Annotated in this window: 22 protein-coding genes; 7 read left to right on the top strand and 15 right to left on the bottom strand. The window is 65.0% G+C overall.

What is annotated here, in order from left to right; genetic code table 11:
• Positions 1-61: 61 nt before the first annotated feature.
• The 3 genes from AC5P88_RS14690 to sucC form a co-directional block, all read right to left on the bottom strand.
• Positions 62-1,696 (bottom strand): NAD+ synthase, encoded by a 1,635-nt coding sequence (locus tag AC5P88_RS14690; protein ID WP_286074070.1) that lies wholly within the window; start codon positions 1,694-1,696, stop codon positions 62-64.
• A 190-nt stretch (positions 1,697-1,886) separates the two neighbouring features.
• Positions 1,887-2,762 (bottom strand): succinate--CoA ligase subunit alpha, encoded by an 876-nt coding sequence (gene sucD / locus AC5P88_RS14685; RefSeq protein WP_005410793.1) that lies wholly within the window; start codon positions 2,760-2,762, stop codon positions 1,887-1,889.
• 21 nt (positions 2,763-2,783) lie between these two features.
• Positions 2,784-3,953 carry an ADP-forming succinate--CoA ligase subunit beta gene (sucC, locus tag AC5P88_RS14680; protein WP_004154430.1) on the bottom strand — a complete coding sequence of 390 codons (1,170 nt, stop codon included), beginning with the start codon at positions 3,951-3,953 and terminating at the stop codon, positions 2,784-2,786.
• 357 nt (positions 3,954-4,310) lie between these two features.
• Between sucC and AC5P88_RS14675 the strand changes: the two genes are divergently transcribed.
• Together AC5P88_RS14675 and AC5P88_RS14670 are read left to right on the top strand one after the other, a co-directional pair.
• Positions 4,311-5,924 carry a sensor histidine kinase gene (locus AC5P88_RS14675; RefSeq protein WP_049427898.1) on the top strand — a complete coding sequence of 538 codons (1,614 nt, stop codon included), beginning with the start codon at positions 4,311-4,313 and terminating at the stop codon, positions 5,922-5,924.
• 60 nt (positions 5,925-5,984) lie between these two features.
• Entirely contained in the window at positions 5,985-7,358 is a 1,374-nt protein-coding gene (locus AC5P88_RS14670; RefSeq protein WP_414497931.1) for a sigma-54-dependent transcriptional regulator, read from the top strand.
• 145 nt (positions 7,359-7,503) lie between these two features.
• On the opposite strand, the gene pilB is transcribed toward AC5P88_RS14670, so the two are convergent.
• The 3 genes from pilB to AC5P88_RS14655 all read right to left on the bottom strand — a co-directional run bounded on the left by pilB (position 7,504) and on the right by AC5P88_RS14655 (position 10,460).
• Positions 7,504-9,237, bottom strand: a complete 1,734-nt coding sequence (gene pilB / locus AC5P88_RS14665; RefSeq protein WP_062605785.1) for a type IV-A pilus assembly ATPase PilB — start codon at positions 9,235-9,237, stop codon at positions 7,504-7,506.
• Between the two features lie 222 nt (positions 9,238-9,459).
• The gene (locus AC5P88_RS14660) at positions 9,460-9,867 is read right to left on the bottom strand and encodes a pilin (RefSeq protein ID WP_111110851.1); all 408 of its coding nucleotides are present in this window, start codon (positions 9,865-9,867) and stop codon (positions 9,460-9,462) included.
• A 149-nt stretch (positions 9,868-10,016) separates the two neighbouring features.
• Positions 10,017-10,460 carry a pilin gene (locus tag AC5P88_RS14655; protein WP_111110853.1) on the bottom strand — a complete coding sequence of 148 codons (444 nt, stop codon included), beginning with the start codon at positions 10,458-10,460 and terminating at the stop codon, positions 10,017-10,019.
• A 353-nt stretch (positions 10,461-10,813) separates the two neighbouring features.
• Between AC5P88_RS14655 and AC5P88_RS14650 the strand changes: the two genes are divergently transcribed.
• Genes AC5P88_RS14650 through coaE form a run of 3 tightly spaced genes read left to right on the top strand, consistent with a single transcriptional unit; the run spans position 10,814 to position 13,567 of the window.
• Positions 10,814-12,073 carry a type II secretion system F family protein gene (locus AC5P88_RS14650; protein WP_106549567.1) on the top strand — a complete coding sequence of 420 codons (1,260 nt, stop codon included), beginning with the start codon at positions 10,814-10,816 and terminating at the stop codon, positions 12,071-12,073.
• A 7-nt stretch (positions 12,074-12,080) separates the two neighbouring features.
• Positions 12,081-12,944, top strand: a complete 864-nt coding sequence (locus AC5P88_RS14645) for a prepilin peptidase (protein WP_495225383.1) — start codon at positions 12,081-12,083, stop codon at positions 12,942-12,944.
• 11 nt (positions 12,945-12,955) lie between these two features.
• The gene (gene coaE / locus AC5P88_RS14640; RefSeq protein WP_495225382.1) at positions 12,956-13,567 is read left to right on the top strand and encodes a dephospho-CoA kinase; all 612 of its coding nucleotides are present in this window, start codon (positions 12,956-12,958) and stop codon (positions 13,565-13,567) included.
• 170 nt (positions 13,568-13,737) lie between these two features.
• On the opposite strand, the gene AC5P88_RS14635 is transcribed toward coaE, so the two are convergent.
• From AC5P88_RS14635 to rimK, 5 genes are all read right to left on the bottom strand, one after another.
• On the bottom strand, positions 13,738-15,105 hold the full coding sequence (locus AC5P88_RS14635) for a sensor histidine kinase (RefSeq protein ID WP_099553741.1): 1,368 nt from the start codon (positions 15,103-15,105) through the stop codon (positions 13,738-13,740).
• Positions 15,068-15,745 (bottom strand): response regulator transcription factor, encoded by a 678-nt coding sequence (locus AC5P88_RS14630; RefSeq protein ID WP_005410804.1) that lies wholly within the window; start codon positions 15,743-15,745, stop codon positions 15,068-15,070. The genes AC5P88_RS14635 and AC5P88_RS14630 overlap by 38 nt, the downstream gene beginning before the upstream one ends.
• 8 nt (positions 15,746-15,753) lie before the next feature.
• The gene (locus AC5P88_RS14625) at positions 15,754-16,224 is read right to left on the bottom strand and encodes a hypothetical protein (RefSeq protein ID WP_495225381.1); all 471 of its coding nucleotides are present in this window, start codon (positions 16,222-16,224) and stop codon (positions 15,754-15,756) included.
• Between the two features lie 89 nt (positions 16,225-16,313).
• Entirely contained in the window at positions 16,314-16,790 is a 477-nt protein-coding gene (locus AC5P88_RS14620; RefSeq protein WP_106549564.1) for a hypothetical protein, read from the bottom strand.
• Between the two features lie 246 nt (positions 16,791-17,036).
• Positions 17,037-17,915, bottom strand: a complete 879-nt coding sequence (gene rimK, locus AC5P88_RS14615) for a 30S ribosomal protein S6--L-glutamate ligase (protein ID WP_005410807.1) — start codon at positions 17,913-17,915, stop codon at positions 17,037-17,039.
• Positions 17,916-18,080: 165 nt separating this feature from the next.
• Between rimK and AC5P88_RS14610 the strand changes: the two genes are divergently transcribed.
• Together AC5P88_RS14610 and AC5P88_RS14605 are read left to right on the top strand one after the other, a co-directional pair.
• A complete protein-coding gene (locus tag AC5P88_RS14610; RefSeq protein ID WP_258179499.1) occupies positions 18,081-18,446 on the top strand; it encodes a hypothetical protein in 366 nt (121 codons plus the stop codon).
• A gap of 72 nt (positions 18,447-18,518) precedes the next feature.
• A complete protein-coding gene (locus tag AC5P88_RS14605) occupies positions 18,519-18,956 on the top strand; it encodes an acyl-CoA thioesterase (RefSeq protein ID WP_106549562.1) in 438 nt (145 codons plus the stop codon).
• Here AC5P88_RS14605 and AC5P88_RS14600 read toward each other — a convergent pair whose 3' ends face one another.
• The 4 genes from AC5P88_RS14600 to AC5P88_RS14585 form a co-directional block, all read right to left on the bottom strand.
• On the bottom strand, positions 18,957-20,189 hold the full coding sequence (locus tag AC5P88_RS14600) for a hypothetical protein (protein WP_495225380.1): 1,233 nt from the start codon (positions 20,187-20,189) through the stop codon (positions 18,957-18,959).
• Positions 20,186-20,590, bottom strand: a complete 405-nt coding sequence (locus tag AC5P88_RS14595) for a DUF805 domain-containing protein (RefSeq protein ID WP_111110865.1) — start codon at positions 20,588-20,590, stop codon at positions 20,186-20,188. Before AC5P88_RS14595 ends, AC5P88_RS14600 begins: the two co-directional genes overlap by 4 nt.
• Before the next feature lie 210 nt (positions 20,591-20,800).
• Positions 20,801-22,045 carry an HlyD family secretion protein gene (locus AC5P88_RS14590; RefSeq protein ID WP_495225379.1) on the bottom strand — a complete coding sequence of 415 codons (1,245 nt, stop codon included), beginning with the start codon at positions 22,043-22,045 and terminating at the stop codon, positions 20,801-20,803.
• Entirely contained in the window at positions 22,042-24,162 is a 2,121-nt protein-coding gene (locus tag AC5P88_RS14585) for a peptidase domain-containing ABC transporter (RefSeq protein ID WP_286075943.1), read from the bottom strand. Before AC5P88_RS14585 ends, AC5P88_RS14590 begins: the two co-directional genes overlap by 4 nt.
• Positions 24,163-24,294 lie beyond the last annotated feature (132 nt).

Here is a 24,294-nt window from a genome sequence, read left to right as displayed (position 1 = left end):
AGAGGGGCCAACGGGTTGCCGGCCATCGGCCGGCACTCCCTGTCGTCTGCTGGACCGGACCTCAGCCCTTGTAGCCGTTGCTGATCGGGTAGCGACGTTCGCGACCGAAAGCACGACGCGACACCTTCGGGCCTGGCGCGGCCTGGTGCCGCTTCCACTCGCTGATGCGCACCAGGCGCAGCACGCGGTCGACCACGGCCGCGTCGTAACCGGCGGCAACGATCTCCGTGCGCGACTGCTCCTGGTCGATGTAGCGGTACAGGATGCCGTCCAGCACGTCGTAGGCCGGCAGCGAGTCCTGGTCCAGCTGGTTCTCGCGCAGTTCGGCCGACGGCGGGCGGCTGATCACCGCCGGCGGGATCACCGGTGCACCGCCCACGGTATTGCGCCACTTCGACAGGCCGAACACTTCGGTCTTGTACAGGTCCTTCAACGGCGCATAGCCACCGCACATGTCGCCGTAGATGGTGGCGTAGCCCACCGCGTACTCGCTCTTGTTGCCGGTGGTCAGCAGCAGCCCGCCGAACTTGTTGGCCAGCGCCATCAGGATCACGCCACGGCTACGCGACTGCAGGTTTTCCTCGGTCACGTCCGGCGTGGTGCCCTCGAACATCGGCGCCAGCGATTCCATCAGGCCCTTGAACGCCGGCTCGATCGAGACCGCTTCCAGCTTCACACCCAATGCCAGGCACTGCTCGGCGGCCAGGTCGTTGGACAGGCCGGCGGTGTAGCGCGACGGCAGGCGCACGGCGGTTACGTTCTCCGCCCCCATCGCGTCTACCGCCATGGCCAGCACCAGCGCCGAATCGATGCCACCGGACAGGCCCAGCCACACCTTCCTGAAGCCGTTCTTGCGGCAGTAGTCCTGGATGCCACGGGTCACCGCGCGCCAGGCCAGCGCGTCCATGCTCTCGTCACCATCGTCCATCCACACGTGCGGCATGAAGCGACGGGTTTCGCCGTCGTACTCCACCACCAGCCACTGGTCGACGAAGGCCGCCGCCGCCGGGTGCACGGTACCGTCACCATCGGCCACCACCGAGGCGCCATCGAACACCAGCGCATCCTGGCCACCGACCACATTGAGATAGGCGATTGCCGCGCCACTCTCGCGGGTACGTGCGGCCAGCACCGCATCGCGCTGGGCGTGCTTGCCGCGCTCGTACGGCGAGGCATTGGGTACCACCACCAGCTGCGCGCCGGCGCGCACGGTATCGGCCAGCGGCTCGGCGAACCACAGGTCCTCGCAGATCAGCAAACCCACCGGAATGCCGTTGACCTCGAACACGCAGCTGCCGCCGTCCGGATCGACATCGAAGTAGCGGCGTTCGTCGAACACGGCGTAATTGGGCAGCTCACGCTTGCGGTAGGTCTGCTCGACCAGCCCATCACGCAGCACGCTGGCGGCGTTGTAGACCACCGCGCCAACCGCCTGCGGCCAGCCGACCACTGCGGTGATGCCGCGGCAGGCCGCGGCGATGCGCGTCATTGCCTGCTCGCACTCGTACAGGAAGCCCGGGCGCAACAGCAGGTCTTCCGGCGGATAGCCGCTCACCGCCAGCTCGGGGAACATCACCAGCTCGGCGCCGTACTCGTCGCGCGCCTGGCCGATCATCTCGATGATGCGCTCGGTGTTGCCGGCGACATCGCCGACCGGGAAGTCGAACTGCGCCATCGCGATGCGGATCGAAGCCATGGGAATCCAGCCTGTGGTTGCAATGCCGCCATTGTAACGCCGGGGTCAGATCCCTTTTGCGCCGCAAAAGGGATCTGACCCCACCCCAGACGCACAAAGGCCGCCCGGAGGCGGCCTTTGTGTTTTGCAGCAGTCGGCGGGAAGAGCAGTCGACTAACAGTCGACTCTACAGTTCCCCCGCCCAGCGGTCTTACTTGACCAGCTTGGCGATGGCAGCGCCCAGGTCGCCCGGCGAGCGGACGGTGACAACACCGGCAGCTTCCATGGCAGCGAACTTGCCTTCTGCAGTGCCCTTGCCGCCCGAGGCGATCGCACCGGCGTGGCCCATGCGCTTGCCGGCCGGAGCCGACGCACCGGCGATGAAGCCGACGACCGGCTTCTTCACGTGGTTCTTGATGTACTCGGCGCCGGCTTCCTCGGCGTCGCCGCCGATTTCGCCAACCATGATGATGCCTTCGGTCTGCGGGTCTTCGTTGAACAGCTTCAGGCAGTCGACGAAGTTCAGGCCGTTGATCGGGTCACCACCGATGCCGATGCAGGTGGACTGGCCCAGGCCGACTTCAGTGGTCTGCTTGACCGCTTCATAGGTCAGGGTGCCCGAACGCGACACGATGCCGATCTTGCCCGGCTGGTGGATGTGGCCCGGCATGATGCCGATCTTGCACTCACCCGGGGTGATGACGCCCGGGCAGTTCGGCCCGATCAGCACGGTGTCCGGATGCGAACGGGTCAGCACGTTCTTGACGCGCAGCATGTCCAGCACCGGGATGCCTTCGGTGATGCAGACGATGACCTTGATGCCGGCAGCAGCGGCTTCCAGGATCGCGTCAGCCGCGTACGGCGGCGGCACGTAGATGACCGAGGCATTGGCGCCGGTGCTCTGCACGGCGTCGGCAACGGTGTTGAAGACCGGCAGGTCGATATGGGTGGTGCCACCCTTGCCCGGGGTCACGCCGCCGACAACCTGGGTGCCGTACTCGATCATCTGAGTGGCGTGGAAGGTGCCCTGCTGGCCGGTGAAGCCCTGCACGATCACCTTGGTGTTCTTGTTGATCAAAACAGACATTGGAATTCCTTGGTGTCGGTATCAGGCGGCGTTCTTGACAGCTTCAACGATCTTCTTGGCGCCATCGTTGATGTTGTCAGCCGGGATGATGGCCATGCCGCTGTCACGCAGCAGCTGCTTGCCTTCTTCCACGTTGGTGCCTTCCAGGCGCACCACGACCGGAACCTTGACGCCCACTTCCTTCACGGCGGCGATGATGCCTTCGGCAATCATGTCGCAGCGGACGATGCCGCCGAAGATGTTGACGAAGATGCCTTCGACCTTGTCCGAGGACAGGATCAGCTTGAAGGCTTCGATGACGCGCTGCTTGTTGGCACCGCCGCCCACGTCCAGGAAGTTCGCCGGCTCGCCGCCGTTGAGCTTGATGACGTCCATGGTGGCCATGGCCAGGCCGGCGCCGTTCACCATGCAGCCGATGTTGCCGTCCATGGTGACGTAGTTGATGTCCAGCTCCGAAGCGATCACTTCGGTCGGATCTTCCTGGGTCTTGTCGCGCATGGCGACCAGGGCCTTCTGGCGGAACGCGGCGTTGTCGTCGCTGTCGAACTTGCCGTCCAGCGCGTACAGGTTGCCGTCGTCCAGGATGGCCAGCGGGTTGATTTCAACCAGGGCCAGGTCCTTTTCGTTGAACAGGCGGTACAGGTTCACCATGATGCTGGCGAACTGGCCGGCCTGCTTGGCGGTCAGGCCGAGCTTGAAGCCGAAATCACGGCCGTGGTAACCCTGCACGCCTTCGACGAAGTCGACGTTCAGCGAGTGGATCAGCTCCGGGGTTTCAGCAGCGACCTGCTCGATCTCCACGCCGCCTTCCGAAGAGGCGATGTAGGTGATGGTCTTGGTGCCACGGTCGACCAGCACCGACAGGTACAGTTCCTTGACGATCTCGCCTGCGGTGGTCACCAGCACCAGGTTGACCGGCAGTTCAACGCCGGCGGTCTGGTAGGTGGCCATCTTGGTGCCGAGCATCTTGGCCGCAGCGGCCTTCACGTCGTCGGTGGTCTTGCAGAACTTGACGCCGCCAGCCTTGCCGCGGCCGCCAGCGTGGATCTGCGCCTTGACCATCCAGGGGCCCTGGCCCAGGGAGTTGGCAGCGGCAACCGCTTCGTCCGGGGTCGCAGCGACCTTGCCGGCCGGGACCGGGATGCCGTACTCGGCAAGCAGTTGTTTTGACTGGTATTCGTGGAAATTCATGCGTCACCGTGGGAATAGGAACGACCGCACGCAATTCCTCAGGGCCCCGGCGGGGCGCCGGCATGGACCGCGGCGGGCCCACTATTGTGGCCGAGCCAGCGCCGGGGCGCAAAGAAGTCTGTACAAAACGCCGGACGCGGGCAGATTTCCACCGTCATTCAGGCAGTTGCGCCCGGGCCGGGGCTGGCCACCGGTGTCCGCACCGGGCCAAATGCGCGATCCGGGTCACTTCGGCGGCGCCCGGCCGGGGGCCCTATACTGCCCTTCGCAAACGCGACGTGCCGGCCCGGCTTCAGGGGGCGCCGGCCAGGCCCGCCGCAGAATCCAGACCCAGGCAGCCAGAAGGGGAGTTCCGGCGTGTCACCCAGTGCTTCATTGATCGACCGCATCGAATCGATTCCGCGGCGTGAACTGTATTTCTTCGCGCTGTACCGGGTGCTGATCGCTACGGTCATCGCCGCCCTGCTCTACAGCCCGTTGTCGGCCATGGTCGGCGAAGCCCATCACCCGCGGCTGGCCGACGTCGTTGCGGTCATCTACCTGGCCCTGTCGCTGCTGGCCCTGGCACTCGGCCGCAACGAACGCTGGCTGCGCCCGATCGTGGTCAGCGGCGTGCTGGTGGATATCGTGGCCGCCACCCTGCTGTCGCACGCCCTGCCCGGCGCCAGTGCCGGCATCTCGATGTCGCTGCTGTTCAACATCGCCGCCGCCGCCACCCTGCTGCCGCTCAGCCTTGGACTGGGCCTGGCGCTGGCCGCCAGCCTGGCCACCGGCGTCGAGTACACCTGGAAGCTGCTGGAAGGCGGCGACCCCACCCGCACCCTGGCCGAACTGGCGATGTTCGCCACCAGCTACCTGGCACTGGCCTTCATCAGCTACCAGGTGGGCAACCGCGCCCGCCGCAACCAGCAACTGGCCAACCAGCGCGGCGACGAAGTAGCCAACCTGTTCCAGATCAACGAACTGATCATCCGCCGCATGCGCACCGGCGTGCTGGTGGTGGACGCCGACAACCGCATCACCCTGGCCAACGAAGCCGCCTCGATGCTGCTGGGCGACAACGACGGCAACGGCGAAAGCGGGCGCCTGGACCTGGCCAGCGCCGCACCGGAACTGGCGCGCAGGCTGCAGCGCTGGCGCAATGGCTGGGCACAGGACGAACTGCCGCTGCAGCTCAACCCCGACCAGCCGGAAGTGCAGCCGCGCTTCGCCCGCCTGCTGGCCGGCAGCGACCTTGCGCTGGTGTTCCTGGATGATTCCAGCGTGGTCTCGCGCCGCGCCGAATCGCTCACCCTTTCCGCCATGGGCCGCTTCTCGGCCAGCCTCGCCCACGAGATCCGCAACCCGCTGGCGGCGATCAACTATGCCGTGCAGCTGCTCGAGGAAGGTACCGGCTTCAACGAGAGCGACCGCCGCCTGCTGCAGATCATCCGCCAGCAATGCCAGCGCACCAACGGCATCGTCGAAAGCGTGCTGGGCCTGGCACGGCGCGAGCGTGCCACGCCCGAGAACGTGGACCTGGTCGCTTTCGTGCGCCGCTTCGTGCTGGAGTACAAGCAGGGCCAGACCCTGGAGACCGACAGCATCGAACCGATCATCAGCGATACCTCGGTGATGGCCCAGGTCGACACCAAGCACCTCTACCAGGTGCTGACCGTGCTGGTGCACAACGCGCTGAAGTACGGCCGCATCGGCCAGCAGCCGGCACGGGTGCGGCTGCGCGTGGCCCAGCACGAACGCAGCGCGGTGATCGACGTGATGGACCGTGGCCCAGGTATCCCCGAGAGCGTGGCCGCGCAGCTGTTCCGACCCTTCTTCACCACGTCCGAGCATGGCACCGGACTGGGCCTGTATATCGCGCGCGAGCTGTGCCGGGCCAACCAGGCCCGCCTGGACTACATCGCGGTGCCGGCCGGTGGCTCCTGCTTCCGTCTGGTGCTGCCCGGTCCACATACGCTGCTGCCCAGCTGATTCCCATTCTGTGCGTCAAACATTTGTCGCTTCCAGCCCCCTCGTTTATCTTTCACGCCCATGAATGAAACCCGCAGCGCCCTCGTCGTCGACGACGAACGCGACATCCGCGAACTGCTGGTGCTGACCCTCGGCCGCATGGGGCTGCGCATCAGTACCGCCGCCAACCTGGCCGAGGCACGTGAGCTGCTGGCCAGCAATCCGTACGACCTGTGCATCACCGACATGCGCCTGCCGGATGGCAACGGCATCGAGCTGGTCAGCGAGATCGCCCAGCACTACCCGCGCACGCCGGTCGCGATGATCACCGCCTTCGGCAGCATGGACCTGGCGGTGGAGGCGCTGAAGGCCGGCGCGTTCGATTTCGTCAGCAAGCCGGTGGACATCTCGGTGCTGCGCGGACTGGTCAAGCACGCGCTGGAACTCAACAACGCCGAGCGCCCGGTACCGGGCCCCAACGCCGAACAGGGCGGTCGCCTGCTCGGCCACTCACAGGCCATGGATGTGCTGCGCACCACCATCGGCAAGGTCGCGCGCAGCCAGGCGCCGGTCTACATCCTCGGCGAGTCGGGCGTCGGCAAGGAGCTGGTCGCACGCACCATCCATGCCCAAGGTGCACGCGCGGCCGGCCCGTTCGTGCCGGTCAACTGCGGCGCCATTCCCGGCGAGCTGATGGAGAGCGAATTCTTCGGCCACCGCAAGGGCAGTTTCAGCGGCGCGCACGCCGACAAGCCCGGCCTGTTCCAGGCGGCGCACGGCGGCACCCTGTTCCTGGACGAAGTGGCTGAACTGCCACTGCAGATGCAGGTGAAGCTGCTGCGCGCGATCCAGGAAAAGTCGGTGCGCGCGGTGGGGGCGGCCAACGAGGAGCCGGTGGATGTCCGCATCCTCTCGGCCACCCACAAGGATCTGGCCGAGCTGGTCGAGGACGGGCGCTTCCGCCACGACCTGTACTACCGCATCAACGTGATCGAACTGAAGGTGCCGCCGCTGCGCGAGCGCCGCCAGGACCTGCCGGAGCTGGCCGCCGCCGTGCTGGCCCGATTGGCCCGCAGCCACGGCCGTGCCACCCCGCTGCTGGCGCCGTCGGCGCTGGAAGCGCTGGCGCAGTACGCGTTCCCGGGCAATGTGCGCGAGCTGGAGAACATCCTGGAACGTGCGCTGGCCCTGGCCGAGGAAGACTGCATCGGCGCCGATGACCTGCGCCTGCCGCAGCACGCGCCGCGTGCACCCGGCAGCGCGGCGCCCGCCGAAGCGGTGGCCGACCTGCAGCCGGGCAGCGCCGCCCTGCCCTCCTACATCGAGCAGCTCGAGCGCAGCGCCATCCAGCGTGCGCTGGAAGAGAACCGCTGGAACAAGACCCGTACCGCCGCGCAGCTGGGTATCACCTTCCGTGCGCTGCGCTACAAGCTGAAGAAGCTGGGGATGGAGTAAGGGCCGAGCCCACGCTCGGCTGCGCGGTGGTCGGGACCGCGTAATCCACGCATGGCGTGGATCTACTGCAGGACCATGCCCGGGTGGGTGCGGACCTTGGTCCGCACCGCTGCCTGCCATCCACGCATGGCGTGGATCTACCGCATCAATCCTTGGTGACGCGGTTGATCTCGGCCAGGCTGGTGATGCCCGCCGCGGCCTTCTTCAGCGCCGACTGGCGCAGGTCATTCACCCCGATCTGCTGCGCCGCCTCGGCAATCTGCAGCGCATTGCCACCGGCCAGCACGATGGTGGCGATCTCATCGGTCATCGGCATGACCTGGTAGACGCCGGTCCGGCCCTTGTAGCCCTCGGTGCATTCGTCGCAGCCCACGGCCTCGTACAGCTCGATGCCCGCATCCAGCTGCGCCTGGGTGAAGCCTTCGGCCAGCAGCGCATGTTCGGGCAGGCTGGACGGTCGCTTGCAGTTGCCGCACAGGCGACGCGCCAGGCGCTGGGCGATCACCAGCGTCACCGAGCTGGTGATGTTGTAGGGCGCGATGCCCATGTTCATCAGGCGCGCGATGGTCTGCGGCGCATCGTTGGTATGCAGCGTGGACAGCACCATGTGGCCGGTCTGCGCGGCCTTGATCGCGATCTCCGCCGTTTCCAGGTCGCGGATTTCGCCGACCATGATGATGTCCGGGTCCTGTCGCAGGAACGAGCGCAGCGCCGCGGCGAAGGTCATGCCGCGCTTGTTGTTCTGCTGCACCTGGTTGACGCCGGGCAGGCGGATTTCCACCGGGTCTTCGGCGGTGGAGATGTTGCGCGTCTCGTCGTTGAGGATGCCCAGCGCGGTATACAGCGACACGGTCTTGCCCGAACCGGTCGGGCCGGTCACCAGCACCATGCCGTAGGGCTTGTGGATGGCATCCAGGAACAGCTTCTGCTGGTCCGGCTCGTAGCCCAGCTTGTCGATGCCCAGCTTGGCCGCGCTGCCATCGAGGATACGCAGCACCACCTTCTCGCCGAACAGGGTCGGCAGCGTGCTGACACGGAAGTCGATCTGCTTGGTCTTGGACAGGTTGAGCTTGATGCGGCCGTCCTGCGGGACGCGCTTCTCGGCGATGTCCAGCTGTGCCATCACCTTCAGGCGGGCGGCGATGCGCTGGTTCAACTTCACCGGTGCGCGCGCGACCATCTTCAGCAGGCCATCGATGCGCAGGCGCACGCGGTAATCATCTTCGTAGGGCTCGAAGTGGATGTCCGAGGCGCCCTTGCGGATCGCATCGACCAGCACCTTGTTGACGAACTTCACCACCGGGGTGTCGTCGCCCTTGGCGTCGATGCCGGAATCGCCGCCGGTAGCGCCGAGATCCTCGTCGCCGGCCGCCACGTCCAGGTTGCCCATGCCATCGTCATCGCCCCCCAGGGCGTCGCCGAGGGTGTCATGGCTGGCGTGCCACTGTTCCAGCGTGCGGCGGATCTGGTCCTCGTCGACCAGGATCGGCTCGACCACCAGGTTGGTGTGGAACTTGATCTCGTCCAGCGAGTGGGTCGGGTTGCTGGTGCCGACGAACAGCCTGCCACCGCGCTTGAACAGCGGCAGCACGTTGTGCTTGCGCAGCAGCTCCTCGCTGACCAGGCTCATCGCGTTCTGGCTGGCGTCGAAGGTGGACACGTCGAACAGCGGCATGCCGAACTCGACCGCGTTGGCGGCGGCCAGCTGCGAGGCATTGACCAGCTTGTTCTGCGCGAACCACGTTGGCAGTGGCTGGCGGGCGGCCGCGGCCTTGGCCATGGCGTCGCGGGCGGTGGCCTCGTCCAGGGCCCCGTCCTGCACCAGGCGACGGGCCAGGCCGGTGATGCCGACAAGATTGGCGGTGGTGACAGCGTTCATATGAATCCTTGGCTCATGGGGTCATGCCATGCCGTACGCCTTGCACGGACACCGCACGGGGCAGCAGAACCCGCCGCGACCCAACGGCCACCGGCATCGCCAATCCATGAGCAACACTGCCTTGCCCGGCACTCCCGGCCCGGCAGGCACGATCCTGACTCCCCCGGGGATGATAGCCCCGTCAAGGGGCAGCCAGCATCCCATTGAAGCGCTGAAGTGTGATCAGCAGCCGGTCGGCCTATAGCGCGCTTCGAACGCGCTGCCATCGCAGCTCCAGATGCCCTCGGCCGAGCGGCGCAGGATCAGGTCCTTCCCTTCCAGCGCGCTGTGGCCCTTCAAGGTGCAGCTGATGTGGCCGACACCGGATTCACTGAGTTCGGCTTCGACGTTCGAGCAATGGGCGTTCTGGGCGACACCGATGTAGTTCGGCGTGACCAGGCTGGCCGAACGGCCCTCATTGACGAGGATTTCCACGTTGGTCTTGCCCGGCGTGATGTCGGCCAGTGCGGCGGTCAGCTGGGTGCGTACGACGTAAGGCTGGAACGCCACCGTCGCGATCGCCGCCAGGATGGCGATGATGGCCACCACGATCATCAGCTCGATGAGCGTGAAGCCCTTCTGCGTGTTCATGACTCCCCCTGTTTAGTCCAGCAATCCCCATTGCTGCTTGCTGACCGGATGCCATAGCCCGGTCAGCACAAGGCCCGCCGAAGCGGGCCTTGTGTAACTCGCGGGAATGCAAGGAGCCGCAGCTCCAGGCACCCTACGCATCAACTAGATCAGGGCTTGGCGGCGCCGCAACCCTTCGGGATGAACTTCTTGTCCATGCCGGTGACAACGCAAGTAAAGCCACCCGGGGTGGTGATTGCGCCGGAGTCGTTCGTCACGGTATCGGTGTAGTTCAGAGCCAAGGTCGCACCTTCGCCGATGCGGCTACCCGGCTCACGGATGGCGCAGATCATGCCGGTGTCGGCCACGGTGATGGTCTCGCAGGAACCCGTGTTGGCCGCCTGGAAGCCAGCAGTGCCCAGAGTCGGTGCACGGCCCGCGCTCTTTTCCATCTCGAACTGGGTCTTGTGCGAAGCCAGGTCGGCCAGCGCAGCGGTGACCTTCGACTTGGCGGTGTAGTCCTGGTAAGCCGGCAGAGCGATGGCGGCCAGGATGGCGATGATCGCGACGACGATCATCAGTTCGATAAGGGTGAAGCCCTTCTGGTTCTTCATTTGGTACATCCCCAAGATAGTGGTGGTTGAGTTCAGTGCACGGGATCGGACCGGGCTGTGCCGGTTGAGCGGGCCCCATGCCCTGCGGGTGGATCAACGCAGGTTGCGTGCCAACCCCGGCACGCCTCCCCCTGGATTTCCCCGCGCCCATGATGGCAGCAATTTCGCGGATGGGAACCCCCCGCTTCCGAATCTGCGATGGACGCGGCAATGTGACGCAGTACGTCACCTTTGGTCGGCACCCGGCACGAAATCGCACGCTGGGGCCCCTGCCAACTGCCCATCCGGCCTTGAACCCGCTACCATCGATGGCTAGTTACCCGCCTGGGGATGGCGGGTCTTGGGGAGCCAACATGTCTGTCAGTCGCAGTGCGATCAAGAAAGAGCCGGTGGCGCGCGCCACCATTGAGCTGCAGCCGTTTGTCTGGGTGGGGACCGACAAGCGGGGCGTGAAGATGAAGGGCGAGCAGCTGGCCAAGAACGCCAACCTGCTGCGCGCCGAGCTGCGCCGCCAGGGCATCAACCCGGGCCAGGTCAAGCCCAAGCCGAAGCCGCTGTTCGGCGCCTCCGGCAGCCCGGTCAAGCCGAAGGACATCGCCTTCTTCAGCCGGCAGATGGCCACGATGATGAAATCCGGCGTGCCGATCGTGTCGGCGCTGGACATCATCGCCAGCGGGCACAAGAACCCGCGGATGAAGAAGCTGGTGGACACCATCCGCACCGACATCGAGGGCGGCTCCTCGATGTACGAGGCGGTCAGCAAGCACCCGGTGCAGTTCGACGAGCTGTACCGCAACCTGGTGCGGGCCGGCGAAGGCGCCGGCGTGCTGGAAACCGTGCTGGACACGGTGGCCACCTACAAGGAAAACATCGAAGCGCTGAAGGGCAAGATCAAGAAGGCGCTGTTCTACCCGATCATGGTGGTGGTGGTGGCCATGCTGGTCAGCGGCATCATGCTGGTGTTCGTGGTGCCGCAGTTCGAGGACGTGTTCAAGAGCTTCGGCGCCGAGCTGCCCGCCTTCACCCAGATGGTGGTGAACCTGTCGCGGTTCATGGTGTCGTGGTGGTGGCTGATATTCCTGATAGTGGTGGGCTCCGCTGTCGGTGCCATCATGGCCTACAAGCGCTCGCCGAAGATGCAGCATGCGATGGACCGGTTCGTGCTGAAGGTGCCGGTGATCGGGCAGATCATGCACAACAGCGCCATCGCCCGCTTCTCGCGCACCACCGCGGTGACCTTCAAGGCCGGCGTGCCGCTGGTGGAGGCGCTGGGCATCGTGGCCGGCGCCACCGGCAATACCGTGTACGAAGAGGCGGTGCTGCGCATGCGCGACGACGTCTCGGTGGGTTACCCGGTGAACATGTCGATGAAGCAGACCAACCTGTTCCCGCACATGGTCATCCAGATGACCGGCATCGGCGAAGAGGCCGGCGCGCTGGACGCCATGCTGTTCAAGGTGGCCGAGTACTATGAGCAGGAGGTCAACAATTCGGTGGATGCCCTGAGCAGCCTGCTGGAGCCGATGATCATGGTGTTCATTGGTACCATTGTGGGCGGCATGGTGATTGCCATGTACCTTCCCATCTTCAAACTCGGCGCCGTCGTCGGATAACACATACATGGCTTTTCTCGACCAGCATCCTAGCCTCGGCTACCCCGCCGCGGCCGCCTTCGGACTGCTGCTGGGCAGTTTCCTGAACGTCGTCATCCTGCGCCTGCCCAAGCGGCTGGAATGGCAGTGGAAGCGCGATGCGCGCGAAGTCCTGGAGGAACCGGACTTCTATGAACCGCCCCCCCCGGGGATCGTGGTCGAGCCGTCGCACTGCCCGCACTGCAAGCACAAGCTGAGCTGGTACGAGAACATCCCGCTGTTCAGCTGGATCATCCAGGGCGGCAAGTGCCGCCACTGCAAGGCGCCGATCTCGCTGCAGTACCCGCTGGTGGAGGCGATGACCTCGCTGCTGGTGGTGGCCTGCGTCTGGCAGTTCGGCTTCGGCTGGCAGGGTTTCGGCGCCATCGTGCTGACCTGCTTCCTGATCGCGCTGTCCGGTATCGACCTGCGCACCCAGCTGCTGCCCGACCAGCTCACCCTGCCACTGATGTGGCTGGGGCTGATAGGCAGCATCGACAACCTCTACATGCCGGCCAAGCCCGCCCTGGTGGGCGCGGCGGTGGGCTACCTGTCGCTGTGGACGGTCTGGTGGCTGTTCAAGCAGCTGACCGGCAAGGAAGGCATGGGCCACGGCGATTTCAAGCTGCTGGCGGCCCTGGGCGCCTGGTGTGGCCTGAAGGGCATCCTGCCGATCATCCTGCTGTCCTCGGTGCTGGGCGCCATCATCGGCTCCATCTGGCTGTACAGCCGGGGCCGTGACCGCGCCACGCCGATTCCGTTCGGCCCTTACCTGGCCATTGCTGGCTGGCTGTACTTCATGTGGGGTGCGCCGCTGGTGGAGCAGTACATGGTGATGAGCGGGCTGCGCTGAGGGGAGTCCCCATGAGCCGCTACGTGGTTGGCCTGACCGGCGGCATCGCCGCCGGCAAGAGTGAGGTGACCCGGCGCTTCGAGGCGCTGGGCATCGTGGTGGCCGACGCCGACCTGGCCGCCCGGGCCGTGGTCGCCGCCGGCAGCCCGGCCCTGGCCCGTATCGCCGAGCGCTTCGGCGCCGGCATGCTGCTGGCCGATGGCGCCCTGGACCGGGGCCGCCTGCGCGCCCACGTCTTCGCCGATCCGGCCGAGCGGACGGCGCTGGAAGCCATCACCCACCCGGCCATCCGCCTGCTGATGCAACAGCAGTGCGAGCAGGCTGAAAGCCCTTATGCGATTGCCGCCATTCCGCTGCTGACCGAGGTCGGTGGGCGAAAGGCCTACCCCTGGCTGGACCGGGTACTGCTGGTGGATGCACCGGAAGCCGTGCAGCACGCCCGCCTGATGCAGCGCGATGGCATCGACGCCGCGCTGGCTGACCGGATGATCGCCGCCCAGGCCAGCCGCGCGCAGCGATTGGCACTGGCCAATGACGTGGTGATCAATGATGGACGGCCGGAGGACCTGCAGGCGCAGGTGGAACAGCTGCATGCGCGGTATCTGGGGTTGGCCGGGGGGTGAGCCCTGGTTGCCGGCCAGCGGCCGGCACTACCGGAACGCATCCACGCATGGCGTGGATCTACCGGAGCGCATCCACGCGTGGCGTGGATCTACTGTAGAGCCGAGCCCATGCTCGGCTCCGGAAAGCCAGGGCAGCCGAGCGCAGGCTCGGCTCTACACGAGGCAGGCGCTTACAAGGGCTTCGGCGAGAACGTCAGGGTGGCGATCACGCCGCGCTCGCCACCGGGGCGCACGCTCACCTGCCAGCCGTACAGGTCGCACAGACGGCTGACGATCGACAGGCCGATGCCGCCGCCCTGCGAATGGCCGGCGTGCGTGCCGCGGTAGCCGCGCTGGAACAGCTTGGCTGCATCTTCCTCGCTCAGGCCCGGGCCGCTGTCGGTCACCGATACCGAATTGGTGCCCACGAAGACGCGCACTTCGCCATCCTGCGAGTACTTCACCGCGTTGCCGATCAGGTTGCCCAGCGCCACCGACAGCGCCGCCTCGGGTGCATCGATCACCAGGTTGCGCTCGCCTTCCAGCAGCAGCTCCAGCGGCTTGCCGCCCAGCTGCGCGCGGTGCGCATCCAGCAGCTGCTCGGCCACGCGCGCCACGTTGCTGGTGCCCTGCCCGCGCTCGTTGCGCGACAGCAGCAGCAGCGCACCAATCAGGTCGCTGCACTGCTGTTCGGCACGCTGGATGCGCTGCAGGCGCTGCAGCACCTTCTCGTCCAGGCCGGGCCGGGTCAGCAGCAGCTCGGTGGCCCCGCGGATCACCGCCAGCGGCGTGCGCAGTTCATGGCTGACGTCTGCATTGAACTCGCGGTCGCGCTGCACCACTTCGGTCAGCCGCGAGGAATAATCGTCCAGCGCCTGTGCCAGCTGCCCCACCTCGTCATCGGGAAAGCGCGGCGCCAACGGCTCGGGATCACTGGTTCCGCCACGGTACGCACGCAGCCGCGCGGCCAGGTCCGACACTGGCTTCATCACCTTCGATGCCGACCACCAGCCCAGCACCAGCGACAGCACGCTGAACACCAGCACCGACAACACCAGCGCGCGGTTGAGCTGCTTGCCACCGCGCACGCTGTCGGTCATGTCATAGGCGAGGAAGAACCAGGCGTCGGGCGTCTTCCGCACGGCCAGCTTGTAGGAATAGGGTTCGCCGTGTTCGTCGCCGCTGACGCTGTGGATGCCATCGGAGAAGCCCGCCCACTGCGCGCGCTCTTCGCGCACCCGGTCGAACTTGTCCTTGGAATAGGCATATGCACGGATCTGCAGCACCGGCGCGTCCGGGTTGTGGCCCGGATGTTCGTAGTAGCGCCGCGCGTACTCGTCGATGTTGCGGTTCATCAGCTCTTCCACCAGCTGGTTTTCCACGCGCAGGCGGGCCCAGTTGGTGGCGAACGCGAACAGTGTTGTCAGGCAGAAGCCCAACAACACGAACGAGACGATGATGCGGCTGCGCAGGCGCCGCCTGTATGGCGTGCGCCGGCGCTCCCCCTTGGCTGCCACGGAATCAGGCTTCCGGGGTGGCGATGCGGTATCCGATGCCATGGCGGGTCTGGATCAGCGGCACTTCAAACGGCTTGTCGACCACCGCACGCAGGCCATGGATATGCACGCGCAGCGAATCCGAGTCGGGCAGTTCCTCGCCCCACACGCGGGTTTCCAGCTCCTGGCGGGTCACCACCGCCGGCGCCGCTTCCATCAGCGCCTGCAGGATCTTCAGCGCGGTCGGGTTGAGCTGCAGCAGCTTGCCCTGGCGGCGCACTTCCAGCGTGTCCAGGTTGTACTCCAGATCGCCGGTTTCCAGCACGCGGGTCTGCACGCCCTTGCCGCGGCGCGACAGGGCGTTCAGACGCACTTCCACTTCCTGCAGCGCGAACGGCTTGATCAGGTAGTCATCGGCACCGGAATCGAAGCCGGCCAGCTTGTTGTCCAGCGAATCGCGGGCCGTCAGCATCAGCACCGGGGTCTGCTTGCGCGCTTCGTTGCGCAGCTTGCGGCAGACTTCGATGCCATCCATGCCTGGCAGGTTGAGATCCAGCACGATCGCGTCGAACTCGTGCACCACGGCCAGATGCAGGCCGGTGACCCCGTCAGCCGCGAAGTCCACCGTATGCCCCCGGTCCTCCAGATAGTCGCCCAGGTTGGCCGCAATGTCGCTGTTGTCTTCGATTACCAGGATTCTCACTGTCACCTCTAATTGACTGTACTGCCGGCGCGCATGACCTGCCTCATGTCCTGCTGAGCCCGTTCCTTCTGCCGAGCGCGCTCGGCAACGGTCATGCACTGCGTCGTGGTCCGATTGGAACCGATGGGCTTTTCACGTTGGCATATTAGACGACTATCTTCACGCGCCTGTGTCAAAACCGTGTTCACGACCTGCTGATCGTTGAAGACCTGGGTTTGCACCGGTTCAGGCATGGAATCGCGTGCCGGGTATTGCTCCACCGCCGCCCGCATGCGCGCCAGGGCGTCGTTGACGCGGGTGCGCTCGTCCTGCTTGAGTTCCGAATAGGTTTCGCCGTCCTTGAGCTCCACCTCGATACGCGCGATCTGTTGCTGCAGCGGCTGACCGGGCACGAACACATCCTTGCCCCTGGATGCCGATGCGGTACTGACCAGGACCAGTCCTGACAACAGGACGGCCGACATCAAAGCCTGTTTCATGGCAAACAAATCCTTGTCTGTGGCGAATCCCGACTCTATTCGCACCGCCTTCACGCCAGCAAGTGCCAATGGTCGGGCCGCAGGGGGCCCTAGCGCGAGGTTTCCGGATTCAAGTTGTTGAAGGTGCGCTGGTCATTCAACAGCGCCTTGCCCTTCTCCGCGATCCGGCGCCGTTCGGCCACCGTCAGGCAGCGGCTTTTGGGCATGTTGCTGCCGGTGGTGCGCGTGTACTGGCAGACCTGCCGGCTGTCATCGTGGGCGCGGGTCAGCAGCGTATTGATGCGCTCCTGGTCGTTGAAGACCTCACCCTGCACCTGCGGCGGCAGGTCCTGCAGGCTCTGGCGGTCACCCATCCGCGCGGTGATCCGGGCCAGTGCCTGGCGCACCTCGCTGCGGTCATCAGCGGAAATCTCGCTGTAATCGCCATCATCCAGGGCCTTTTCGACCTGTCGCACCTGCTCGGCCACCGGCGACTGCCGGTCCATCTGCACAACGGATTTCTCCGGCTTGGCCGCAGCAGATCCGGCCAGGCCCAGCAACAACGCGATCATCGTGATGCGGTACATCGCCAGCCTCCGATCCATCCAGGAACGATGGGGGCCACTCTACGGCCGTCACGCTGCCTCCACAAGGGACACCGGGCAGGCATAAAAAAGACCCAGGCGGTGCCCCCGCCTGGGTCTGAAGTTGTATCCCGATACCGATCCTGCTGAGAGGCAGAGCTGCGGTTCGCTGAAGCCTACGCGCGGGCCGATTAAAGGCTTGTTAAAGCCGGCCTCATCCGCCCATGAGAATTTCAAGCAACTGAAATTTCAAGGCTTTTTCAGCTTCTCGACGTGCTCGATGATGCGCGTGGCCACGTCCACCCCGCAGGCAGCCTCGATCCCTTCCAGCCCCGGCGTGGAGTTGACCTCCAGCACCAGCGGGCCGCGCGCGGAGCGGATCAGGTCCACCCCGCACACCGACAGGCCCAGCGCCTTGGCCGACCGCACCGCCACCTGCTGCTCGGCACGGCTGGCCTTGGCAGCCACCGCGGTACCCCCGGCATGCAGGTTGGAGCGGAAGTCACCTTCCGGCGCCTGACGCTGCATCGAGGCCACCACCTGGTCGCCGACCACGAAGCAGCGCAGGTCGGCCCCCTTGGCTTCGCCGATGAACTCCTGCATCAGGAAATTGGCATACAACCCGCGCAGGGCCTCGACAATGCCGCGCGAGGCGCTGGCCTTCTCGGTCAGGATCACGCCCCGCCCCTGGGTACCCTCGTTGAGCTTCACCACATGCGGCGGCGGGCCCAGCATGGACAACAGGTCGACGGTGTCGTCGGGGTTGTCGCCGAACACGGTGACCGGCATGTCGATGCCCTTGGCCGCCAGCAGCTGGTGCGCACGCAGCTTGTCGCGCGAACGCAGGATCGCGTCGGACGGATTCGGGGTGCGTGCGCCCATCAGTTCGAACTGGCGCAGTACTGCGGTGCCGTAGCGGGTGATCGAGGCACCGATGCGCGGGATGACCATGTCCACGCCGGTCATCGGCCGGCCCTTGTAGTGCATCGAGAAGCCATCGGCGGCGATGCGCATGTAGCAGCGCAGCGGGTCCAGGATGCGAACGGTGTGGCCGCGCGCGCGCGCCGCCTCGACCAGCCGGCGGGTGGAGTACAGGGAGCTGTTGCGGGACAGGATGGCGAGCTTCATCGCGGCAGGATCGGGCGGCAGGCGCGCAGCATAGCGCGGGTGTGTGGCGGGTGGATGATGCCGCGCGGACGGGCGCTTCTGCATGGCTGGCAGGGCTGTGCGAAGATGCCCTGCCGGCTACAGGACAGGACACGGCCGGCCCATGCAAACCAAGGAGAACCACAGATGCGAATGGGAATTCCGCTGTTGTTGCTGTTTGGCCTGGTGGGAGGCGCCGCAGATGTGCAGGCTGCGCCGACCCATGCAGTCTCCCGGCTCTACTTCGATGCCAACAACACCCTGATCGGCCAGGGCCTGCGCTACTGCACCGGCAGGACCCAGCACCAGGGCGTTGCGTCTCATGCCAATACCCGCTGGATCGATGTTTCCTACGCCTGCCAGGGCGACTCGACCGACGTTTCCTACGGCAGCTGGGTGCCTGCTCAACTGCGGCAGGATTTCTGCACGCTGTATGACGCCTGCACATCGCTGATGCCATGGCCGGAACCCAGCCTGCCCGGCACCCTCGGCAACGGTTTCTACTCTGACTGACAGCCGCCGTACCGTCTTCGGCGATGGCAGCGCCGTCGCCGCAGACTCCACCCGCCATGCCCCGGAAACGCCATGCCGCTGACGATCCTTCCGCGCTTCTCCGAAGTGGATGTACTCGGCCACGTCACCAACACCGCCCTGCCCGTCTGGTTCGAGGAAGGTCGCCAGGAGATCTTCCGGCATTTCAGCCGCGAGGCCAGCATGCGCGACCTGGCGCTGATCCTGCGCCGCTACGAGATCGACTTCCTGCGGCAGATACAGGCGGGACACGAAGTGCGCATCGAGACCCGGATCGAGAGCATCGGCCGCTCCTCGCTGTCGATCGTGCAGCAGGCGTTCCAGTTCGAGGCTCTGGTGGCCAGCGGGCGCTGCGTGATGGTGCACTTCGACTACACGACCAACGCCTCGCGCGAGATCGATGCGGAGCAGCGCCAGGCGTTGTCGGGGCTGTTCACCGAGGAATATGCGCAGTCGCTGCGGGAAACGAGCGCGCGCGCCGCCGGGGCCTGATCAGCGCGAGGGAAGGCGCAGCCTGAAGCGCCCATCACGGGCGCGCAGCGCCAACCCGGTTTCGCGCCATTCCACAGGCAGCTCCAGGGCTGTGTGGGGCGTGGGGTACCGATGGACGGCATCGGACTCCCAGCGTTCCTCATAGGCTTCGCACTGGAGTGTGCCGTCGTCGTCAACGTCGATCACATTGATCCAGGCCACGCTCCGGTCCTTGCCGAAGCCCCCCATCGCATGACGGGCAAAGGCCTGCCAACGCCCCTGCCAGCAGGCAAGCCATACGCCCTCGATGGGCCGCAGGTTCTCATCAAGCACACTGCCGGCCACCACCAGGCAGCGTCCCGACGGGCTCGCGATCACCGTCTCCAGATCACAGACGTGGCGACCACTGGATGCCCCGTCAAGGTAGAGGGAATACGGGCAGATGCACGCGAACAGGGCCGGATGCGCGGTCACGCGCAGATCATCGGGAAGCAGCGGGACCGCGCGCAGCACCCGGGCATCAGGCAGGACGTGCCTCAGCTCCCGCGGCACCCCGGCGGCCAGCGCCGGATGTCCCTGCTCCAGCCATAGGCCCCGGCAGGGATGCAGCTGGGTCACGCCGCCGGACTGGCTGCGCAGCCACGCCTCCGCTCCGGCATCCCCATCGGACTGCTGGCGCTCGCTCAGCTGCTGCCGGAACAGGCCGGGAGCAGCCGCATGCACGTGCATCGCCTTGCGGCGCTCGTCGTAGACGAACACCGCTTCGCATCGATCAACATACCCGCTGGCCAGGCGCAGCGCGCTTCCCGGCAGGTCCAGCCATTCACCGCTGGCATCACGACTGCCCCCGGTGGATACGCCTTCAACGATGGCGCCATCGCGCAGCATCTGCGTGCTGTACGCCGGCCCGCCCATGCCCAGCTCGCCCCAATCCAACAGCACATCATGTGCGGGCGGCCGCTCGGCAAAGGGCTTCATCGCTCGCGAGCGCAAGCGTGAACCGCCCACGGCATCGCCGACCAGATCGATTCGCTGCAGCGCGCCCCCCAGCGCAAGGCACACGGCAAGGCCGACAATCACGCCCCAAGGTGACCACCAGGCCACGCAGACGGCGACCCAGGCCAGGAACGGCAACCACTGGGTGTAGCGCCTGACGGCGCTTCGATCAACCGACATGCGGATGACAGGGGCGCAGTTGAGAACCGTCCACGTCTTCAATGCCGATCTGATCGATTGCGCCCGATGCGGGTTCAAGCATCCTGCACTCCAGGAACTGCACCGAATCGATTCTCTTCCTCGCTCCCGGGAAGCAGCATGACCGGAAAGAGCACGAACACCCCCAACGGAATGAACGCGATCACGGTGTACCAGCCTGACTCGTCGATATCGTGCAATCTCCGCACGGCCAGGGCCAGCATCGGAGGCAGGAAGACGATGACAGCGCAGACGGTCATGACCCATCCCAGCTTCCACAGGATCTCGGATGTTTCCCAATCGAACGACAGGTAGCCGACCAGCCAGTAGCCGCGATCCATCACGCTGTAGCTCACCGCTATCACGAACCCGGCAAGCAGCGAATACGACCAGAACTCCCTCCGGTCGGATCGTCCGGAAAAATCAAAGCATCGCCTGATGGGCACAAGTGCAGCGATCATTCACGCTCCGGGCAACGGATGATGGGCGTCAACAGCTAACGATCTTTTAGCATTCCGAAGCCAAGCATCAACTGAATCCTGCAGCTCGACCAAGCCCGGAAGGCCATAGCAGCTGCGGCTGCAGCAGGGGAATTCCTGTCCTGCAGGCTCCGTGCAAGGGCGGTCGACAAATGAGTCTGATCTTCGGAACGGCATCGCCAGCAACTGCTACTAGCCTCCCAGCTTTCCGGTCACCGAATAGAGAGGCTCCAACAGCCATTCGTAGAGCTTGCGGCGCTCCCCCATGATATCGGCCTCGAGCTGCATGCCTGGACGAAGCGGCTCCATCGTTCCATATGCCAGCACTCCTTGCCGATCCAGGGAAACAAGGACTCGATACAGGGACTGCTTTGCATCACCGTCCTTCTGGGATTCCGTCAGCGCGCTGCGGGAGATGCGGATGACCGTTCCCTCGTGGGCACCAAACTTCTGGTAAGGATAGGCCTGGTAGCGCAGGAGAACCCGGTCCCCCGGCTTGACGAAACCAACGGCCGAACTGGGCACCAGCAGCTGTGCTCGAAGCTCGGAGCCTTCGGGGAGCAGGCTGAGAATGGGCTGTCCCGCCTGCACTGCCTGGCCAGCCTCAACGAGTCGATTTGCCACCAATCCGGTTACCGGCGCGCGAAGGAGCAGCTCTCCATCGGCCTCCATCCGGACGGTCTCCTGACTCAGCTCAGCCAGATCACGCTCGGACGCCGCCTTGGCGGAGTGCCGTTGATGGGGAATTTCTGCCAGCCTCTGCTCCAGTTCGGCCAGGTTGCGCCGGATCGAGGTCGCTTGGCGTTGCAGGGCTTGTTGTGCGTTGACCGCCTCGAGCATCGACTGCTCTTGCTGATTGATCTGAACCACGCTGACGTAGTGCTCATCCTCAACGCTCCGGTATCGGTCAAGCGTCTCTCGACCAATTCTCACCTGCTCGCCGCGGGTTCTGATCTCCACCTCGATCTGCGAAAGCTCGCGCAGCATCGCAGCGCGCTGGGCTTTCGCACCCTCCTGCTGTGCTGCGAGCTGCCTGTCCTGGAATTCGCTCATCGCCTCCACGCTGGTCATGCGGGAGCGTTGCTCCTCAAGCAACGTTGATACGGCATCCTGTCCGGAGGAGGTGACCCGCGGCACGTTGATCGTTAGCAGCCCATCCTGGCGCTGGACGTGATCCCCTTCCTCAACATCCAGTTTCGCAACCACGCCTGCCGACGGAGCGACCACGGTGGAAAGCCCGAGATCGGGCACAAGCTCACCCGAAACCCTTGATCTGCGTGAGTACTCGCCCAGGCAAAGAAAGCCGACGATGGCCGAGGCCGCGATCACGGCGAATACCGCAAGAAACCAGAAACGGAGCGGTTGTGCCAGGGACACGCCACCGAGCCAGCTCCGGCGCTGGGCGTCGATGGCTTCCTTGCGGAAGAGGCCACTCATGCAGGGACCTCCTCGACGCCATCCCGATCCGCTTTGACGGAGCCTGGCGCATCCTGCGTCAACACCTGTGCCACTGCTCCCGCATGCATGACCAGCACCCGGTCAGCGCTGGCGATGGTTTCTGGACGATGGGCGATGATCACCCGGGTCAGCTCAAGCTGTCGGACGGCTTCATTCACCAGCCTCTCCCGCTCAACATCCAGATGGCTGGTTGCCTCGTCCAGGAAGAGCAACTGTGGCTTGCGATACAGTGCGCGAGCGAGGATCACCCGCTGTTTCTGTCCTCCGGAAAGCGTCGTACCCATGTCGCCGATCAAGCTGTTGTAGCCCATCGGCATCGCTGCGATGTCGTCATGCACAGCCGCCATCTGTGCGGCCTCGCGCACTCTGGCTTCATCATGATGATCGTCCTCGAAGGCAATGTTGTCGCTGACACTTCCGGCGAAGAGCTGGTCATCCTGCATCACCGCTCCGATCATGCGACGGTAGTCACTCACGCTTATCCTTGGCAACGGTACGCCACCAATGCGGATCTGGCCCTCGGTCGGCTGCAGCAGCCCCAGGAGTATCTTGATCAGCGTGGACTTCCCACAGCCCGAAGGGCCAATGATGGCGACCGACTCCCCGGCATCCACCACGAAACTGCAGTTCTTCAGCACCCAGGGCTCACCGGGGGCGTAGCGGAAACCAAGCCCCTCAACCTCAATGCGGAGTCCATCCGGAAGCATGTTGCCCGCGCTGGAAGAGTGGTCCTCCGGCTCGGTGAGAACAATGTCGGAGAGCCGCTCGCCGTGCAGGCGCAGCATGCGGAACTCCACCCACTTGTCGATCAACGCCCCCACCCGCTGTGAGAACTGATCCTTGTAGGCGAGGTAGGCAATCAGCATGCCCACGGAGAACACGTTGCTCATGGCCAGCAGCGCACCGAGCCAGACCACCGCGATACGTTCCATGCCAAACAGCAACTGATTGGCACCACCGAAATTCAGCCCGAACTTTGCCAGCCAGATGTCATGGTTGACCGTCTCGTTCATGAGATTGAAGTAGCCGGCTTGTCGAGCCGATTCCCGTCCCGCCACCTTCACCGACTGGACTCCGCGAATGGACTCGAGGAGATGGCTCTCCTGCCGAGCCGCGGCGATCAACTGCTTCTCCGTGCCTCGCCGGAGGGACGCAAAGGCACAGGCACGCGTGATTGCATACAGAACAACCGCAAGCAGCGTGACCAGCGCAAGCTTCCAGCTGTAGAGCAGCATCATTCCCAGCGTCACCGCCGCCATGAGCCCATCAATGAGCGCCTCTACGAAGCTGGTCGTCAACGTTTTCTGGATGGCTTGAACGCTTCCCATCCGTGAGGTGACATCGCCCAGATGGCGCTTTTCGAAGAAGTCCAAGGGCAAACGCAGCAGGTGTTGAAAGACGTTGCCGGTCCATTGCAGGTTGAGCCTGTTTGACAGATAGATGACCGCTCGGCCTCGGATCTGCCCGATACAGACCTGCAGCAGCAGTGCCAGCGCGAATCCAATGCCCAGCACGGTCAGCAGGTCTCTGTCGTAGGCGACGAGCACTTGATCCACGGTCCATTGCATGAAGAACGGCGCTATCAGGACGAACAACTGAAGAGCAATGGACAGAAGCAGCAGCAGCCCCAAAGCCTGCCACAAGCCCTGGATCTTCCCGGTCAGCTGTGCAAGCGAGATGGCTGGCGGGCGAGGGCTGACCCGGAAATTGGTGGTTGGATGCAACTCCAGTGCAATTCCGGTGAAATGGCGCGAGACCTCCTCCAGAGAGAGCTTGCGCTTGCCAAAGGTTGGATCCAGAACAGTGACGCCACTGCGCCCCACTTTGCTGATTACGACGAAATGGTTGAGATCCCAATGCGCGATGCACGGCAACTGAAGTTGGTTCAGATGCTCCAGGTCCAAGCGCAGGGGGCGGCAACGAAAACCGAGTGCCCCACCAATTTCGATGATCTGAGCAAGCGTTGCCCCTTTGAGTGAAAGGGCGTATCGGCGACGGAGTTCCCGGAGTCCGACGCCGTTCCCATGATATGACGCAACCATGGCCACGCAGGCAAGCCCGCATTCGGCTGCCTCCGACTGGATTATCGTATCAATAGCCTGACCCCTCCATGCGGCAGTACCTTTGCGTTTGAAGCGAAAATCCCGGAAGAACGGAAGAACGGGTGGGTTCCGCCATCTTCAGCCACCACCGCTGCCCGATCAACAGTCGAAATCGCTCACGGGAGA

The sequence above is a fragment of the Stenotrophomonas sp. YJH_SMC_8 genome (assembly GCF_059371315.1).
Note: the sequence above shows the minus strand (reverse complement) of the source record. Positions and strands in the feature narration are given on the sequence as shown.

Bases quoted from the DNA above. Each gene is read 5' to 3' on its own strand.
- AC5P88_RS14690 (WP_286074070.1), bottom strand. From the start codon at position 1,696: ATGGCTTCGATCCGCATCGCGATGGCGCAGTTCGACTTCCCGGTCGGC.
- sucD (WP_005410793.1), bottom strand. From the start codon at position 2,762: ATGTCTGTTTTGATCAACAAGAACACCAAGGTGATCGTGCAGGGCTTC.
- sucC (WP_004154430.1), bottom strand. From the start codon at position 3,953: ATGAATTTCCACGAATACCAGTCAAAACAACTGCTTGCCGAGTACGGC.
- AC5P88_RS14670 (WP_414497931.1), top strand. From the start codon at position 5,985: ATGAATGAAACCCGCAGCGCCCTCGTCGTCGACGACGAACGCGACATC.
- pilB (WP_062605785.1), bottom strand. From the start codon at position 9,237: ATGAACGCTGTCACCACCGCCAATCTTGTCGGCATCACCGGCCTGGCC.
- AC5P88_RS14660 (WP_111110851.1), bottom strand. From the start codon at position 9,867: ATGAACACGCAGAAGGGCTTCACGCTCATCGAGCTGATGATCGTGGTG.
- AC5P88_RS14655 (WP_111110853.1), bottom strand. From the start codon at position 10,460: ATGAAGAACCAGAAGGGCTTCACCCTTATCGAACTGATGATCGTCGTC.
- AC5P88_RS14650 (WP_106549567.1), top strand. From the start codon at position 10,814: ATGTCTGTCAGTCGCAGTGCGATCAAGAAAGAGCCGGTGGCGCGCGCC.
- AC5P88_RS14645 (WP_495225383.1), top strand. From the start codon at position 12,081: ATGGCTTTTCTCGACCAGCATCCTAGCCTCGGCTACCCCGCCGCGGCC.
- coaE (WP_495225382.1), top strand. From the start codon at position 12,956: ATGAGCCGCTACGTGGTTGGCCTGACCGGCGGCATCGCCGCCGGCAAG.
- AC5P88_RS14635 (WP_099553741.1), bottom strand. From the start codon at position 15,105: ATGGCATCGGATACCGCATCGCCACCCCGGAAGCCTGATTCCGTGGCA.
- AC5P88_RS14625 (WP_495225381.1), bottom strand. From the start codon at position 16,224: ATGAAACAGGCTTTGATGTCGGCCGTCCTGTTGTCAGGACTGGTCCTG.
- AC5P88_RS14620 (WP_106549564.1), bottom strand. From the start codon at position 16,790: ATGTACCGCATCACGATGATCGCGTTGTTGCTGGGCCTGGCCGGATCT.
- rimK (WP_005410807.1), bottom strand. From the start codon at position 17,915: ATGAAGCTCGCCATCCTGTCCCGCAACAGCTCCCTGTACTCCACCCGC.
- AC5P88_RS14610 (WP_258179499.1), top strand. From the start codon at position 18,081: ATGCGAATGGGAATTCCGCTGTTGTTGCTGTTTGGCCTGGTGGGAGGC.
- AC5P88_RS14605 (WP_106549562.1), top strand. From the start codon at position 18,519: ATGCCGCTGACGATCCTTCCGCGCTTCTCCGAAGTGGATGTACTCGGC.
- AC5P88_RS14595 (WP_111110865.1), bottom strand. From the start codon at position 20,590: ATGATCGCTGCACTTGTGCCCATCAGGCGATGCTTTGATTTTTCCGGA.
- AC5P88_RS14590 (WP_495225379.1), bottom strand. From the start codon at position 22,045: ATGAGTGGCCTCTTCCGCAAGGAAGCCATCGACGCCCAGCGCCGGAGC.